At 65.9% G+C, this 15,118-nt stretch carries 17 protein-coding genes and 1 pseudogene; 11 read left to right on the forward strand and 7 right to left on the reverse strand.

The genetic code is table 11. The features are described from left to right. Nucleotides 1-413 precede the first annotated feature (413 nt). Together E0E00_RS11440 and E0E00_RS15445 are read left to right on the forward strand one after the other, a co-directional pair. Complete coding sequence (locus E0E00_RS11440) at nt 414-932, forward strand: hypothetical protein (protein ID WP_130812689.1); 519 nt, start codon at nt 414-416, stop codon at nt 930-932. Between the two features lie 314 nt (nt 933-1,246). Beyond that, nucleotides 1,247-1,366 (forward strand): helix-turn-helix domain-containing protein, encoded by a 120-nt coding sequence (locus E0E00_RS15445; protein ID WP_371683408.1) that lies wholly within the window; start codon nt 1,247-1,249, stop codon nt 1,364-1,366. Nucleotides 1,367-1,791: 425 nt separating this feature from the next. Here the strand turns inward: E0E00_RS15445 and E0E00_RS14720 are convergent, their stop codons facing one another. Further along, nucleotides 1,792-2,838, reverse strand: coding sequence for an ATP-binding protein (locus E0E00_RS14720; RefSeq protein ID WP_207302752.1), 1,047 nt, complete (start codon nt 2,836-2,838; stop codon nt 1,792-1,794). A 66-nt stretch (nt 2,839-2,904) separates the two neighbouring features. Beyond that, nucleotides 2,905-3,465, reverse strand: coding sequence for an ATP-binding protein (locus E0E00_RS14725; RefSeq protein ID WP_207302753.1), 561 nt, complete (start codon nt 3,463-3,465; stop codon nt 2,905-2,907). Between the two features lie 1,075 nt (nt 3,466-4,540). Between E0E00_RS14725 and E0E00_RS11455 the strand changes: the two genes are divergently transcribed. The 6 genes from E0E00_RS11455 (at nt 4,541) to E0E00_RS11475 (ending at nt 8,540) form a co-directional block, all read left to right on the forward strand. Then, nucleotides 4,541-5,065: a hypothetical protein gene (locus tag E0E00_RS11455; protein WP_130812690.1), complete on the forward strand. Its 525-nt coding sequence runs from the start codon at nt 4,541-4,543 to the stop codon at nt 5,063-5,065. 37 nt (nt 5,066-5,102) lie between these two features. After that, the gene (locus tag E0E00_RS11460; RefSeq protein WP_130812691.1) at nt 5,103-5,435 is read left to right on the forward strand and encodes a DUF6572 domain-containing protein; all 333 of its coding nucleotides are present in this window, start codon (nt 5,103-5,105) and stop codon (nt 5,433-5,435) included. Nucleotides 5,436-5,518: 83 nt separating this feature from the next. Then, on the forward strand, nt 5,519-5,923 hold the full coding sequence (locus E0E00_RS11465) for a hypothetical protein (protein WP_130812692.1): 405 nt from the start codon (nt 5,519-5,521) through the stop codon (nt 5,921-5,923). A gap of 616 nt (nt 5,924-6,539) precedes the next feature. Further along, nucleotides 6,540-6,737: a hypothetical protein gene (locus E0E00_RS14450; protein WP_165443683.1), complete on the forward strand. Its 198-nt coding sequence runs from the start codon at nt 6,540-6,542 to the stop codon at nt 6,735-6,737. Beyond that, on the forward strand, nt 6,737-8,116 hold the full coding sequence (locus E0E00_RS11470) for a WG repeat-containing protein (RefSeq protein WP_165443684.1): 1,380 nt from the start codon (nt 6,737-6,739) through the stop codon (nt 8,114-8,116). Before E0E00_RS14450 ends, E0E00_RS11470 begins: the two co-directional genes overlap by 1 nt. A gap of 61 nt (nt 8,117-8,177) precedes the next feature. Then, complete coding sequence (locus E0E00_RS11475) at nt 8,178-8,540, forward strand: hypothetical protein (RefSeq protein WP_130812694.1); 363 nt, start codon at nt 8,178-8,180, stop codon at nt 8,538-8,540. Between the two features lie 340 nt (nt 8,541-8,880). Here E0E00_RS11475 and E0E00_RS15450 read toward each other — a convergent pair whose 3' ends face one another. The 3 genes from E0E00_RS15450 to E0E00_RS11490 form a co-directional block, all read right to left on the reverse strand. Beyond that, nucleotides 8,881-9,192 carry a helix-turn-helix domain-containing protein gene (locus E0E00_RS15450; protein WP_130812695.1) on the reverse strand — a complete coding sequence of 104 codons (312 nt, stop codon included), beginning with the start codon at nt 9,190-9,192 and terminating at the stop codon, nt 8,881-8,883. Nucleotides 9,193-9,448: 256 nt separating this feature from the next. Continuing rightward, nucleotides 9,449-9,745 (reverse strand): hypothetical protein, encoded by a 297-nt coding sequence (locus tag E0E00_RS11485; RefSeq protein WP_130812696.1) that lies wholly within the window; start codon nt 9,743-9,745, stop codon nt 9,449-9,451. A 74-nt stretch (nt 9,746-9,819) separates the two neighbouring features. Further along, a complete protein-coding gene (locus tag E0E00_RS11490) occupies nt 9,820-11,007 on the reverse strand; it encodes a hypothetical protein (protein ID WP_130812697.1) in 1,188 nt (395 codons plus the stop codon). A gap of 111 nt (nt 11,008-11,118) precedes the next feature. Here E0E00_RS11490 and E0E00_RS11495 point away from each other — a divergent pair, with 111 nt between their 5' ends. Further along, nucleotides 11,119-11,322 carry a hypothetical protein gene (locus tag E0E00_RS11495; RefSeq protein WP_130812698.1) on the forward strand — a complete coding sequence of 68 codons (204 nt, stop codon included), beginning with the start codon at nt 11,119-11,121 and terminating at the stop codon, nt 11,320-11,322. Between the two features lie 34 nt (nt 11,323-11,356). Here the strand turns inward: E0E00_RS11495 and E0E00_RS15455 are convergent, their stop codons facing one another. Both E0E00_RS15455 and E0E00_RS15460 read right to left on the reverse strand, forming a co-directional pair. Next, a complete protein-coding gene (locus E0E00_RS15455) occupies nt 11,357-12,463 on the reverse strand; it encodes a transposase (protein WP_130812699.1) in 1,107 nt (368 codons plus the stop codon). Between the two features lie 89 nt (nt 12,464-12,552). Then, nucleotides 12,553-12,951: pseudogene (locus E0E00_RS15460) on the reverse strand (transposase); the annotation flags it as partial. A 262-nt stretch (nt 12,952-13,213) separates the two neighbouring features. Between E0E00_RS15460 and E0E00_RS11510 the strand changes: the two are divergent. Continuing rightward, on the forward strand, nt 13,214-14,353 hold the full coding sequence (locus E0E00_RS11510; RefSeq protein WP_130812700.1) for an IS21 family transposase: 1,140 nt from the start codon (nt 13,214-13,216) through the stop codon (nt 14,351-14,353). Beyond that, nucleotides 14,354-15,007 carry an ATP-binding protein gene (locus E0E00_RS11515; RefSeq protein ID WP_130812701.1) on the forward strand — a complete coding sequence of 218 codons (654 nt, stop codon included), beginning with the start codon at nt 14,354-14,356 and terminating at the stop codon, nt 15,005-15,007. Nucleotides 15,008-15,118 lie beyond the last annotated feature (111 nt).

Consider the following 15,118-nt stretch of genomic DNA (forward strand, 5'->3'; position numbering starts at 1 on the left):
GCTTTTCAAGAAGGGGCGCGAGGTGCGCTGGAAGGCCCTGTAACACTACAGAAAATATACAAGTGAAAAAGAGGCCGTTTTCCCGGTAAGCACAGGTAAAACGGCCTCTTCAACTGCAAAAGTCAGGCTAATAACAAGGTAAATACTTATTCATGAAGGAGGTGAGGAAAACTGGCTAGCGCATCGAGAAATACAACTTCAACAGATGGCCAACTCTGCAGAAATATCCTTAATTTAGGTGATGTTAAAACATACTACCTTTGTGTTTATCGGCAGGTTATTCGATGGATAGGAGGAAGGTATGGACTCTAAACTGTCACTGTCTCGTAGGGAAATGCTGACTGCCATCGCGGCGGGAGCGTCTGGGCTTGCTCTTCCAAAAACAGCCCTAAGCAAGTGAACCTGAAAAATCAGTGGATGATGGCTTTGCTAATCATGACCCAACTGATACCCAACTAATTATGACGCCGGAAGATTATCTCGAAGCGGTGAGTTCGAGAAACACTCCAATTGGATCAGATGGACACCTATGGCAGACTTGTACCATAAATGATGAGGGTAATGTTATCACTCTCAAGTCTTTCCGGTCGATTGAAGAATCATTCGAGCTTGCAACGGAGCAGAACGTAGTTCAGTGGTCTAATGAAGCGGGCATTTTGGTGTCTGATTATACGAATGAGGACATTGGTAGGCGAGCATTAAGTCCGGCATTAGGTGTTATCGGCGGCGTTCTGCTCGGATATGTTTTCGGAACGGTTGTGGACGGAATCGTTATCGCAGTTACGGGGGAGTCCAGCGCTTACTGGTTTGCCCAAGCAGTTAATAAGGTCATTAGGAGGCCACCTCCTGTAAGTCTAAAAGTTTATATAGATTGCATTCTTTATGTTGGTACGGATAATTACGCCCATTGTCGTTTTGGCATCACGTCCTAGGGGGCTAGATGTGATCGAATGGCGCAGCGCAGTGGTTGGATTTCTATCTGGTGTGGGAATCTATGCTCTTCTCAGCGTGGTTCTTATGTCTGCATTTCCGGAGCTTGAGCCCCTTGGAAACTGGGCAACAAGGGCTATATGTCTTATTCCAGCAATAGCGGCCTCCATTATCATATATCTCAAGCTGAGTAAGGACTAACAGCTCTAAGAGTCACTAGTAGTTTGACCGCCGGCGAACGTGAGTCGCCTCCCATTTCTTGGATGCGAGAAATGGGAGGCCTTTTGTGGCTGGTAACGCTTCGTACGACGTCGGGATGAGGCTGCGGGCTGCCAAGCTGTATGACGAGGGACATGGCCGCGCGTTGATTGTGGCTCTGCTCGGCATATCCGAGGAGACCGTGAGACAATGGCGGTCGCCGTCAGGGCGGTCGTAGACGAGGGGATGACGAAGCCCGAGGCCATGGCCAAGTTCGGGATACTCGTTCAAGAAGTGGCTGAGGGCGTACGGGGAGAGAGGCGCTCAAGCCGAGGCCCAAGGGGTGTTTAGTAGCCTAAAAGTTGCACTGGAAAGCTTGCGGGCGTTTCACTGAAGAGCGGGGACTTCTTTCACTGACGAGCAGGGCATGCCCGTTACGATCCGACGACTAGGCCCTACCCTTCAGGTGGAGACCAATCCACGGAGAGGAAGGGCGGACAGGAGATGCTGGACATGTCCCAACAAGGCAGACACCGAAGCCCTACCGGCTCATGACCACGAAGCCGGGCGAGTGGGCCCCGCGCCGCCCGGGTGGCGCGGGCACACAGCACCATGCACTCGCCGCCTAGACTAGAGATGCAAACCACTAGTCTATCTACTAGTCTATTCGTCCATCATCCACTTTGCGCTTCCCCGTGCGCCGTCGGGCCGAATGCGGTGCTCCTTGCGAAGCTCCTGGAGCAGGTAACTCACGTGCTTCTTCCGCTGTTCGTCTCCCATATCTTCGGGAAGCGCGTGCGATATGGTGGAGACGATTTCTGCCCTTGTGCACGGGCGGGTACGGAGAAGCTTCACGACGAGTTCCTTGCAGATGCTCGTGTCGAGCCCCTTCTGCCTCACGTACTCCTCGTGGGTCCCGATGATTCCCGCGACCTTCGAGGACAGGGTGAGCCTCGGATAGCGGCCTTCGACAAGGCCCCTGCTGCGCAGGATCCTGGCCTGCTCGCGCGTAATGGGGCTCCCCTTCTGTACGAGGTCGAGCATAAAGACCGTCTCGAGGTCCATCTCTGGCCCCGAGGCGAGCAGCTGGGTGTACGCCTCATTTAGGACCCTGCCGTATATGGTGACGGAGACGCGGTCCGATTCCGAGAGGTCATAGGTGGGCAGTGGCAGCATCCTGCCACGCTGGATCTCGTAGACGTTCCTGATGCCTATGGCGTTCTGGTCGATCATCTCCGTCTTGACCATCGCGTCCGCGAGCAGGCGGTTCCGGTAGTACGGTGGCTTGTAGCCCGGCTCGATCGCCTTCTCGACGGTCCCCGGGATGAAGGAGCCCTCGTTCTTGAATGCGAGGCGGTCCTCGTACTCGAGGACGTTGACCTTGCCCGAGTTGCGGTAGTCCTGGTGGGCGATGGCGTTGTGCAGCAGCTCGCGGATGACCTCGGGGTCGTACTTGTTGGCGAGCGTGGGGAACAGCGTGACCTGGCTGTCGAAGTATCGGTAGCGCTCGTTTCTGATCTTTTCCAGCACCTTGTCCACCTGGAGGATGAACGGCGGGTCGAAGTGCTCGTAGGTCTCCATGCGCCCGTCGGAGGCATAGAGCGTCCAGGTAATCCTCGGGGCCGCGCCGTTGAGGAAGATGGTCGACTCGGGACGTCCGAGGAGCACGAGCGCAGCGTTCGTGACGTGCCCGTGGACGAGAAACCCCATCTTGCGGAGCATCTCCTCCTCGCCGAGTGACGTTATGGCGGGCTGCTTGGCGGCGTACTTGTCGACCTAGCGCTCGCAGGCGAACTTGACCGCTTCCGCATCGAGGTCGTCGAGGCCCGCCTCGAAGGAGACCCGCTTCGACCAGTCGGGGCGCGACTGCCCCCAGATCGCCTCCAGCTTGAACCGGGGCATCTCCTTGAGGGACGAGTTCTCCCGCGACCACGGGACCCCGCGCCAGGTCGTCGGTGAGGCGAACTCGCAGGGTGGTATCTGGAGCGCAACCACGCGCTTTCCGTCAACGTCGAACTCGTAGACCTCCTCCAACGTGAGGTCGTTGTTGAGGTTCTCCGCGATCTCGTGCTTGAGGGCTCGGAGCCCGACGCTCGGCCGGCGCTCCTCTTTGCGGTAGGCGGTGCCGCATATCTTCCTCTTGTCGGTCACGCCGAACAGGAACCAGCCGCACTCCGCGTTCCGGAGGTTCGCCTCGTTGCTGAGCGCCGAGAAGTACTTGCCGAGCTTCTCGAAGTCGAAGTTGCGCTTCGCCTCCTTGTGCTCCACGACCTCGGTTTCCACGTCGGCCAGCAGGGAGCGGACGAGCGAAGGCATCTCCGACAACTGCCTGATCACAGGAACCGCCATAGACTAGAGCATAGACTAATTCGTTGCAATTTAGTCTATCGCAGAAGCGATGCAGCAGGTAGACGGTCTAGCGAATAACTAGAAGGCGAAGGCACTCCATTTAAGTGGCTCTGGATTGAACCGCTCATGATGAAAGAGGCTTGCATGGGGCAAAGCCAAAAATGAGGATAACGCCTCGGAGCATAAAGGCTCTGAGGAGGTCAGTGGGGGGCGTTCAAAAGGGATCAGCACTCGCCCAATGGGGAGCCCGAAAGACTCATGAGGTGACGGCCCGGGAAACCGACCCTCGGCGCGCTGCCGAGGAGGAGACCCTCGCCACCGGAAGACGCGCCGACGCCCTCGCGGGCCGCGCGCTGGGCGTCGGTCCGCTACGCGCGGATGGCCGCGGCAGACCTCCTGGGCGCCCTCGAGGCGTTCTCCGGCTCCCCCTACGCCGGCGGCGGGACCGCGGGGAAGGTCCTCGTCGGGCTCAAGGACGACGCCATGGGCATCCGGGGCCTCGCGGGGGGCCTGAGGCGCCCGCCGGCACGGAGGGGCACGTCAGGGTCGAGGCGTCCGCCGGGGCCGGCGAGGGGGTGGGGATGAGGGCTGAGGCACCCTCGTCTAATGGGGGCAGAGTCAGGGTAGGGACCGTAGCAGCAGATGCCCATGAGACTGCCCAGGATAGTGGCACGGGGCCATCGAGCAATAGTCTCGATAGCCCCGTTGACATTCATCTGCACTTCAAGGATGGTTGGACTCAGGAGCAGAGGCAGGCGGCAATGGAAAAGTGCAGAGCCCTTTCTGAGGCAGACGCCAGATACACTGAAGTGTCGGATGAAATGAGGCAATACACTCGTCGTAGATATGTCAAAGAGGGTGGCGAGATTAGCTCCACTCAGGATATAGACCGCATTGTCGATCTGCAGCTCGGGGGCAAGGGCGAACTCAGCAACCTCCAAGGTCTCGATAGGGGTGTCAACCGCAGCCTCGGTGCGCAGGTTCACAATCACTTGAGTGAGATGGGGCTAGAGTATAATCAAAGAATAAGCAGCGTCACCATCGGCCGGGCTGGGAGGCAGCGATGTTCGACGAGTTTCTCTCGTTCTTTGGGGAGGGTCCCCTCCCGGGCGGCGGCCCGGAGACGGCCGAGGCGTTCGTGGGCTCCCTCGGCGGCAGGGCCTTCGGCGGGGGCCTGATGTTCGCCATCGCCGCGGGCGACCTGCCCATGTGGCGGGGGAACGTGCGCGCCGCGTACGGCGGGCGCGCCGGGGGGCTCTCCCCCTTCGCCTACGACTGGCTGGGGGACTGCCTCGCCGAGGGGGACGGAGGGGTGCGCATCCTCGAGCTGGGGACGGGCGAGGTGCTCGCCACGGGGATGCCCGTGGCGAGCTTCCTCGCCGAGGAGGTCCCGGGCGCGCACGACCAGTGCCTGTTCTCGCCCTTCTGGCGCGACTGGCTCGCCTCCGGCGGCGCCCGCCCGTCCTACGGCCGGTGCGTCGGCTACAGGGTCCCCTCTTCCTCGGGGGCAGGGACGATATCTCCAACCTGGAGCCCTCCGACGTGGACGTGTACTGGACGGTGGTGGGCCAGGCGCTCGCGGGGGTGAGGGTGCGAGCGCAGGCTCGCCAGGGAGGGGGGAGCAGGTGGCGCTGGAGGAGACTGACAGGCTCGACGGGATGGACTGCGACGAGGCGGGCGGGACGCTCACCCTGCTGCTCACCGACGCGTGGGGGTGGGAGGACGAGGCCTGGCACCTGGAGCTGCTGCAGGAGAAGCTCGGCGCCTACGCGACCTTCGTCGCCTCCGGGCAGTGGCGCCGGTCGCTGCCCGCGGGGGCCAGCCCCTCGCGCGTGGTGTTCGGCATGCGCTTCGCGCTCCCCATCACCGAGAGCTGCGCGAGGCTGCTGCGCTCCGCCGCCGACCAGCCCGAAGACCGGCTGGGCGTGACCTTCGAGGTGTCGACGGGGGACGCCTGACGCGGCGTCGCGCGGCAGGCAATTGGCTCACAAGCGACCGCGACGGCCGGTAGGGCGGGAGCCCGCGGCGGAAGGGGACGGACATGGCAAGGGAGAAGAAGGCAAGGAGCTACGACTTCACGGGAAGCGGGCTCGGCCTGCGGGTGAGGGTCATGGGCGGGCTCTCGCTGGCCGCCGGGGTGGCGTACCTGGTCGGGTTCTTCGTGCTCCTGCTCAACAGACTGGGCACCAACGGCGAGCTCCAGTTCATAGCCGCGGTGGGGGTGGGCTTTCTAGCGATTGGCTGGCTCCTGCTCCTCATGCCGTCCAGGCCGGCCATGGCCGAGGGGGTCAGGTTTACGGTGGCCTACACGCTCGTGATCTGTGTCCTTGTGCTGCTGCTGGGGCTGACCGAGGACGACTGGGGCATATTCGCTGCCTTCGCCATCGTTGGCGCCGCCTTGGCGGTCGGCACCTTGCTTTTGATCAGGGAGGGCAGGACGGACTGACGGGGTGTGCGTGTGTCCGGGGCGGCGGTCCCCGGCGCCGACGGCGCGGCCATGCGCTGCCCGGCCCAACGCCTGCCCATGCATGGTTGGTGGGCAGGCATATGGCAAGCATTGCCGTTGCCGTCTGCCGCGTCCTCTATGGACTTCCGTAGGCTCTCGAGGGCCTGGGCGTTTGCGTTTCGCATCGTGACCGTGCCGTCGGTGCTCTCGTTGAAGGAGGTCTTGTCGCCGACGCGGAGCCCCAGCACATCGCGTATGGCCTTGGGGATTGTGGCCTGGGGCGGCCTCGTCGCCTTGCTACGACGAGAACGGCTACCAGCATCAAGGGCCCCGACATCGCCGTCGACTCGTGCCAGGGCTACGGGAGGCTGCGCTCGAAGCTCAAGTCGTACGTAGAGAGCGTGACATCATTCGACGGCGACACAAGGCGCGAGCTGCTTGACGGGTCGACCATCAAACCGGAACAGGTGAAAAGCCGCGAGCTGCGTGTGGTCGTGCCCGGTGCTGGGCTTAGCGAAAACAAAGTGCGAGCGTTCAACGCAACGAAAGCGGATGCGGATGCGATGGGTGTTAAGCTTAGCTTCACCATGGGGAAGTGGAGAGCGAGGGCTCTTGTATGGGCACGGTTTATATGAACCTGTACTTCAGCGAGACCCGCGGCTACGTCGTCGAGCCCTACGCTGGCTCACCAGGCACGATTGGCTCGATAAAGGCAATGCGGCCTCCCCACACCTTCAGGCTCCCGACGGACGCCGGCGCCTGGGCCCGCGAGGCGCTGCTGTCCGTGGTGCGCACGGCCAGGGTCGCGTGGTGATGGGCGGCTCGCCGTGGGTCTCGGTTGGCCCGGGGGACGCTGCGCTGACGCGGCGCGGCCTCCTGCTCGGCTCCGCCGCGGCCGTCGCGCTCGCCGGGGGCGCGGTGACGCTCTCCGGCTGCGGCTCTTCCGAGGAGGAGACCTGGGAGGAGGAGCCGTCTGACACCTCGGGGCTCTGGGGCTACGTGGACGCCTCGGGTGAGTGGGCGCTCGGCCCCAGGTGGGAGCGTGCCGGCGGCTTCCAGGACGGGGGAGCCCTCGTCGCCTGGGGCGGGGAGGCGGAAGGCGCCCGGCAGTCCCTCTGGGCCACGGTCGTCGGCGCCTCGGGGGCCATGGGCTTCGAGCCCGTGCACATCAGCGACATAGGCTCGCGCGCGTCCAGCGCCGCGTCGTTCAGCTGCGGGCTCGTCCCCGTCACGGACGCCTCCGGCAGCCGCACCTACATGGACCGCTCGGGCGGCTTCCCCGTGTCCCTGGGCGACGGCTACGCGAGGGGGCTCTGGGACGCCCGGGCGTTCAACGAGCCCGACTGCTTCCTCGGCTCCCCGTATGCGCCCGCCTGGTACGGCGGCGACGCCTGGGGCCTCCTCGGGACGGACGGGTCGTGGCTGATCGAGCCGAGCACGGCGTTCCAGGACGCTCCGTCCTCCGGCGTCGGGGCCGGCACGGGCGTGGCGCTGCTGCCCATGCGCTCGTTCGGCGGGTGGGGCTACGTCGCCCCGGACGGCTCGTGGGTGATCAGGCCCGCCCTCGGCTCCGCGCAGGGGTTCTTGGGCCCCATCGCCCCCGCCTGCGACTCCGACGGCCTCTGGGGGGCCCTCTCCGCCGACGGCTCGTGGGCCATCGCGGCGGCTCACTCGGCCCTCTCCGCCTTCGACCCGTCCGGCTCGCGCGCGCTCGCGCGCGACGGCCCCTCGGGCCTCTGGGGTGTGGCTGACGGCTCGGGCTGGGCGTGCGGTCCGTCGTGGTCCGACGCTCGGGCCCTCGGCGATAGCCTGCTCGCGGCGGAGGATCCCCCGACGGGGCTGTGGGGCCTGGCCTCGCCCGACGACGGCTCGTGGCTGGTGGGGCCCTCGTGGCCCGGCGTGGGGGACGTCGCGGGCGGCTCCCTCTCCGGCTGCGTCCTCGCCCGCGACGCCTCCTCGGGGCTCTGGGGGGCCGCGGACTGCTCCTCGGGCGAGTGGGCGCTCCCCCCGACGCTCGCGGCCCAGCCGTACTACGTCGGGGCGGACCGCCTCGCCGTCGCGTCCGCGGACGGGCCGGACGAGCCCCTGGGGCTCGCGGACGCCCTCACCGGCGAGTGGGTCGCAGGACCGCGCTTCGCCAGCGTCTCGTCCTTCGCCGACAACGGCCTCGCCTGTGCGCGGAACGGGGGCTGATTGGCGTCGTGCCCCAGCTTGCCGGGAGGCGGCGTGGCCAGTTACAGGTAAGGAGACCCCTATGATGATGACAGGAAAGAGCTTGCCCCGCCCGCGCGCAGCAGGGAGGCATGCGCTGCGTCTGGCCGTGCTCGCTACCGATGTGGCGTCCCCCGCCCTGTGGACGCGGCCCTCCGGGGGCGCGGTCGACGAGGATGGCTACTGTCACATTGGTGAATCTGACCCCTGGGCGGTCGGCTCCTCGTTCTCCGACGTGGGGCTCTTCTACGACGGCCTTGCCTTGGCATCCGCAGCCGTAAGCGCGGGGGCTGGCACCGTGGCCTACGCGGGCGGCACGCTCGTCCCCAGGACGGGGGACTGGTCCTCGCCGCTGCAGAACAACGAGGAAAGGGACCTGGGGCCTAGCCACGGGGAGGCGAAGTAGGGTGCGTGACGGGGGGTGTGCCGAGGGAGCTCGGCGCCTCGCGCGACTCCGCGAGGCGACCGTCGGTGAGCCCGAGGCCTCCTCCAGGCGCAGGGAGGGCCTCGAGGACACGCTCCGTAGGATCGACGCCATCGGGGCCGGCACCGAGGACGACCTGCTGTACACAATCCGCAGCCTTGACGGCGAGACCGCGGAGGGGCTCCGGAAGAGGCTCGAGCGGCTCGGCGAGCTGCGCGAAGACGCGCGGGGCTCGGTCCGCAGGCAGCTGGACGAGGCCGAGGGGCGGGCCTGTCGTCGGCGAGCGCCGTGCCCCACCTGGAGAGCCCCATGTTGGTCGTGATCATGAGGCTCCTCCTCCCGCAGCAGGGAGGTGGTACCGCTTTTCCGAAAGCAAGACTTGACTAAACACACCGTTGGAGCCCCGCCACACCTCGCTGGAGACAGCTGTATGGGAGAGCCCCAGTTCGGAGGCTATGGAGCGCATCGACCTGCCTTGCCTTGTCCCCTCCTGGATTGCGGCCCTGTCGGCGAGGGTCAGCCTCGAGCGGGGCGAGGTCCTCGGCTCCCTCCCCGCGGCGAGCACGGACTCCACGGTGGCCACTGCCTTCCTGGCCTCTCCGGATAGAGCCCGAGCCCCGCCGCGCAGGCCCACCTCTGGGCGGTGCGGCCGGGTACCCCAACCTCCCTGGCGGCCTGCCCGGCGCGCGAGCCCTCCCTGACCAGGTCGACGACCCTGTCGCGAACTTCCCTGCGGTACATTGCATCACGTCCTCTCGTGTGGTGCAACGACCGCTTGAATTCGCCCTGCCTGCTCGTCTGTTTGTAAAACTTGTCGAAGCCTCGCCATGCGGCGGTGCCCTGGATGGGCCGCTTGGAGCTGGAGGTGTGGGGGTGCTGGTCCTGGCGAACTAGTCTCCCAGCATGACGAGGTACGCATTCCTAGCCCCCTCAGGGCTGCGATGCCTGAAGAACCCGACGATGACGACCTGACCGATCTCGTACTCGGACACGTCTGCTTCTCCCTTCTTGAAGACGAAGCGCACTGGGTTCTCCGGGAAATAGCCGTCGTCGTTGCCAGCTGTCACGTCGACCGACAAGGCATTCGCGTCCGGCTCAACCTCGGTCACGAGGCCACGCACATAGTAGAGGTGCGCCTTCCCTCCGCTCGTCAGCGACTCATGGTTATGCAGAAAGAGCGTTGCCACGAGTACGGTTGCCAGGGCAACTAACCCACAAACAACCGTCACTCGCAGCACGACGCGATGCTTTTTCATGCCCATCAAGACCTAGTGAAGTGTGTCCCATACGTGTCGGTGTACCTGGAGTAGGCAAAGTTCACATACCTTGCCGCGTGTCCCCACCCGTCAGCGACGATTAGGACCTGCGTGGTGTCTCCGGTATCCTTGCCCTTGATAGTCTGATAGCCAAAGACGGCCATCGAGTGTCCCTCACGACCGTTATCGGTATTTATGCCAAGGGACACGATTGACGCGTTCTGTGAGTCTGTGATGCTTGTGAAGTCTGAGAATGATGGGCTCAACTCATGTTTATAGGATACGGGACAGTGCATGGTTCCCAAGAACGATGTCAGTGCGGGACCGATTTCGCTGTTGTTGGTTGATCCATATGTGATTTCGCGTCCAGAAGATAAATTCTTTCCTGTGTGGTCAACTTTCGTATCGCTTAGAGCCCACAGCGTGATATACGTCTGAGAGAGACTCTGGTTATAGAAGTCCATTTTGAGGTATGAGGCGGCGACATTTGTCATTGCCGTGACGGCGCAGGCATAGCGCCCTGTCTCATTTTCTATCTCGCCTTCGCCGAATGAAAAGAATTGTTCTCCGAAATGGTTATCACTCAGAATTTGATAGTTTCCGCTATAAGTTTCGTCAATGAAAATCTCATCCCATGTGCTTGGCTTCTTCGAAGACGCCGTCGGCGAGACACGCATGATGCTTCCGGTCGAGCTGATTCCTCTGGACGTTCCAGAGACAACTACGGCATATGTGTAGGGTGACGTTCTTACGGCTACAAGGTCATCGTCCTGTCCATCCGACGGAGATGCCCCGGGCATTCGTGCGACCCCTCGCACATCCGCCGCGCTCTTTGCCGCCGCATATGGGCTGATTACATTAGAATCAAGGGAGTATTCCTCGACAAGCGACTCGTCGATGTTGTCTAGGACGAGGTAACCATGAGGACTGTTATCTTCCGCTGAGACATAGTCGACGATGCACCCGATTGCCTGTCCACTCTCGTCGTATAGCTGTGTCGCGCTCGCCGCCTTGATAGTCCCCGTGTCATCAAGTGAGTCTGCGAAGTTCTGGGCAATCTCAAGTGCCAGTTCCCTCGTAAGCAGAATCTTGCCATCATTTGCTCCCTCAGCGAACGCAGGACATACGAACGCTAAGGTCGCAATGACCGTCATAGCTATGCATGTCAATCTGATCAAAAGATTCCGTTTCATTGCCAGCCTCCGCTCATCCAGCCCAGCGCGTCTCGGAACCAAAGACTCATTTTCAGGAGATTTTCAAATTTTCCCATGGTGTCGCACATACTTTTGGAATAGGTCCGGTAAGTGGCAGGAATTTCATGGTATGTGGGTGCCCCGTCCTACTCCTGGCGGGCGGACTTCGCCCCGGGGCTCGCCACCGCGCGCGATCCCGGGAGCGGCCTCTGGGGTGCCGTGGACGCCTCGGGCTCCTGGGTCCTGGCGCCCTCGTTCGCCGAACTCGGCTCCCCGGGCGACGACGGGCTCGTGCCCGCGCGCAGCGCCGGCTGAGCGCGCCGCCGGCCAATCCGCAGGAGGGAGCGCCTCACGAGGGGCTCCCGCAGGCCAAGCCATTCGACGGTGTTTTCGCTAGGCTAAAACTGAACACATCGCTGATATCGATCTGAGCACTTCGATGGCGGACATGCCGACCACCGCAATCCGCTAGCTTGGTCATTGCCGGTGAGCATTCGACCGAGGAGGCAAGAAGGGACGACCGGCATGCACAGACGTATTCTATATGGCAATTGAGAAGGCGGGGCGACTCCGTCGCCGGGATCGCCCGCAAGGTCGGCGTCTCGCGCAACACCGTGTACGACCACCTGGCGAAGGAGGACCCATCTCCCAGGATGCCGACCGTCAAGGAGCGCGCGAAGCTGCTCGACCCGTGGAGGCCGCTCATCGCCAGCTGGCTCGAGGGGGATTGGCTCTCGTGGCGCAAGCGGCGCCACGCCGCCCATCGCGTCTGGGTCCGCCTGCGCGAGGAGGGGGGGCGACGGCTTGCGGGGGGTGTTCCTATGGTTTTGTCAAGCAGGGATTCGGGGAGCTTCCCACGATAAGGAGCCTTGATTTGGGCGTGGCGAGGCGGCGCCCCGGCGCATTGGCGGGGGTGCCGCCTCGCGGCCGTCCCCAGGACCGGCTGCACAGCGTACGGCACCCCGTCCCGCATGACGGCGCATATCACCTTCGTCCCCTTGCGGGCCGTTGCCTTGAGCGCGCATTTGTACTTCGCGCCCCTGGCCGGGCACCTCCGCATGCACTCGCCGTAGCGCCCCTTCGGCCTGCCCAGGGAGTTGCAGGAGGATATGGGCGGGCTCTTGGGCGGCTTGCTGCCGCCGCGGTGCCCCCCATCGTAGCCGACCGACGTGCCTGGCTGCTGCGTGGGCGGGGCGAGCCCGCAGTGGCTGGCGAGCTTGTCGTGGCTGTCGAACCCCGAGATGCCGATGGAGGCGACCGGCTGCGCGGCGGTCCCCGGGCCGATGCCGGGCATGGTCTGCAGGTCCTCGAAGCCGGCGTTTCCCCCGAGCGACTCGGATGTCGCGGCGTCGGGCCCGGCCTCGGCCCCGTCGTCGGGGACGATGCGGCCGGCGAAGTGCCTGACGTGGCGCTCCCCGGCGGCCACGGCCCGCCCGGGCGGGCGCTCGCCGGACATCGCGTCCCAGAGGCGGTCGCGCTGCTCGCGGGTGGCGCTGTGCCCGCGGGACGCCGCGCAGGGCCTCTCGCGCCCGGCGCCGACCGGGCGATGGCCTGCGCGTCGCGCTCGTCGGTCTTGGCGGCGCCGGGGGAGCCCCTGGCGGGCTCGCGCTCGGCGGGACCGGGCGGGTGCGCGGCTGGCCTCCCGGCCCCGCGCGCCCCCCTGACCGCGAGCGCGCCGATGTCGCGCCGCTGGTCGACGACCACGGGCGTGCCGGCGGGCAGCTCGGCCATCAGGGCGTCGAGCCCCTCCCCGGAGTTGGCGGCGCGCCTGCTCGGCAGGACCTCGCCGCCGTGGTCGGCGGCGTAGGCCCAGTGGGAGGGCTTCCCTGCGTCGAGCCCCAGGTGGGCCGCGTGCCCGCTCGCGGGCGTTGCGTTCGCATCGGCCATGGTGGCACCCTTCCCGCTGGGCCGGCCGCGCCGTCCGCCGCGTCTCGGCAGCCACATCACTTGGCCGTGGCGCTCCCTGCGCCCGGCAGGTTCCTGTCAGCCGGAATCGCGGCGGCCGATCCCCGGTGGCAACACCCCCCGGGCCCTCATGGGAGGCAGGGGCAAGGGGCCATCCGGGGCGGCCGGCCAGCAGCCCTACGGGCCGTGCCCATTATCGGGCAAAAGCTGGCTGGGCGATTGCCCGACCGGAGCCGCCAGCCCCCTGGACCACGGCTCAATCAGGCTAATAATTACTGTAATGGGCGTCGGGTGCGGGGGGTTGACGGCGCGGCAGTACGTCCGGGCGCCGAAGGCGGGGCTCGCGCCCTGCGATGGTGACGATTGCCTCGATTTGGAGTGGACGCCGGGCGGGGCGCGGGCCGACTCCGGCGAGGCCGACCCCCGCATCCGCGGCGTCAGGGCGCGCATGGGCCACTCCGCGCTGGCGCTCCCCCACTCGAGCGTCGGCATAGCCCAGGTCTTTCCCGGCGAGAGCGCCGAGTGCGTCTGCCAGGGGCTGCGCACCGTGTCCGGGTTCGCGGGAGGCGTGCCCTCCCGCGTCGTGCTCGACGACGCCACCGGCGCCGGCCGCCGCGTGTGCGAGAGGGTCCGCACCACCGGGCCGTCCCCCGCGTCCGCCGCGCACTGCGGCTTCGCCTTCCCGCTTTGCAACGCCGACGTCGGCCACGAGAGGGGCTCCGTCGAGGCCAGGGCCCGCCGCTTGCGCCCCAACCCGTTCGTCCCGGTGCCGCGCGTGGCCGGCATGGGCGCGCACAACGGGAGGCCGCCGGCCATGCGCATGTCGCTCGCGAAGGAGCACTACGCCAGGGGCGAGCCAGAGGACCAGCCGTTCGTGGGGGGCGGGCTCGCGATGGCGGGGCTGCCCGAGGGGACCTCCGGCTGCGTGCGCCACGAGCGCCCCAAGGCGGACAAGAAGGACAGGGTCAGGCCCGACGGGCGCCACCCCCACTCGACCAACCCGTCGCCCGCGGGCCGCGAGCCCATAGCGGCGCTCAGCGCCACCGGGGTGGCCGTCTGCGAGCACGGGCACGCCTGCGGCCCCGGCCCCACCGACACGTGCGATCCCGCAAGCCAGCTCGCCCTGCTCGCGGTGAGGGCGGGCGGATGGGTCAACGTCCGCGTCCGCCTCGCGGTCCCCGGCGAGCTGCGCGAGCGCATGGGCTCGCCGGAGAAGCCCGACCTGCGCGCCGAGCTGCGCCTCATGCGCGACCAGTGCGTGCTGACCGGCTGGGAGGCCACCGTGGTCGCCATGGCGGCGGCGCCCTCGGCCGCCGGGCGCGTCGATGCCGCGAGCGTGTCGGTGGCCGCCGCGCGCATCGCCGGCGGATCGGTCGTCTACGACGAGCCGGTCGACCTCGCCGAGTACGACCGCATGGCCGGCATCGGGGAGGCGGCCTGAATGGCGACACGCGACAAGGGCGCCGCGGCCGACTTCCGCGGCCTGGCCCGGAGCATGTCCTTCCCGAACGAGGCCGCCGACGCTTCCCCCGACATGGCGAGCGCGGCCCAGGCCCGGTGCGTGGCCGACTTCACCGGGCGCGAGATGGAGGTGCGCGAGCGCAACAAGCGGGCGCGACCCTGCAGGCGCGTGAGGCTCCCGCAGCCGAAGTCCTTCGACGGCCACGGCTTCTCGCAGGTCGCCCTCCCGGACGGCTGCACCGCCGGCGACCTGCGCTCGCTCGCGTCCGTCAATGACGCGCGGGACTTCGTGTCCCGCGGCCAGGCCGGGCGGGGCAAGACCCACCTGGCGATGGCGGTGGGATCGGCTTGCGCCCAGGCCGGTATGGCGATGCGCTTCCTCACCACGGCCGGGCTCGCGCTCGCGCTGTCGGAGGCGGCCCGCGAGCGCTCGCCCGGGTCGCTCATGAGGGAGCTGGCGCGATGCGACCTGCTGGCCCTCGGCGAGTTCGGCTACGTGCCGCCCGACGCCGAGGGCGGCAGGCTGCTGTTCCAGGTGGTGTCGGCGTGCTACGAGCGCCGCAGTGTCATCCTCACCACCGACGTCGAGTCCGGCAGGTGGGACACCGTGCCCGGCGATGTTAGCGTCAATTAGGAAATCACCAATCCGCACAACTTTCAGGCGCCAATCGCGCCAATGTTCTTTCGCCGGTCAGGCAAGCGGACCATCGCCGCTTCCGGCGTCCCCGCGGGCTCGCGGCTGGGC

The organism is Olsenella sp. Marseille-P4559, assembly GCF_900605015.1.
In the GTDB taxonomy this organism is placed as follows: Bacteria; Actinomycetota; Coriobacteriia; order Coriobacteriales; family Atopobiaceae; genus Tractidigestivibacter.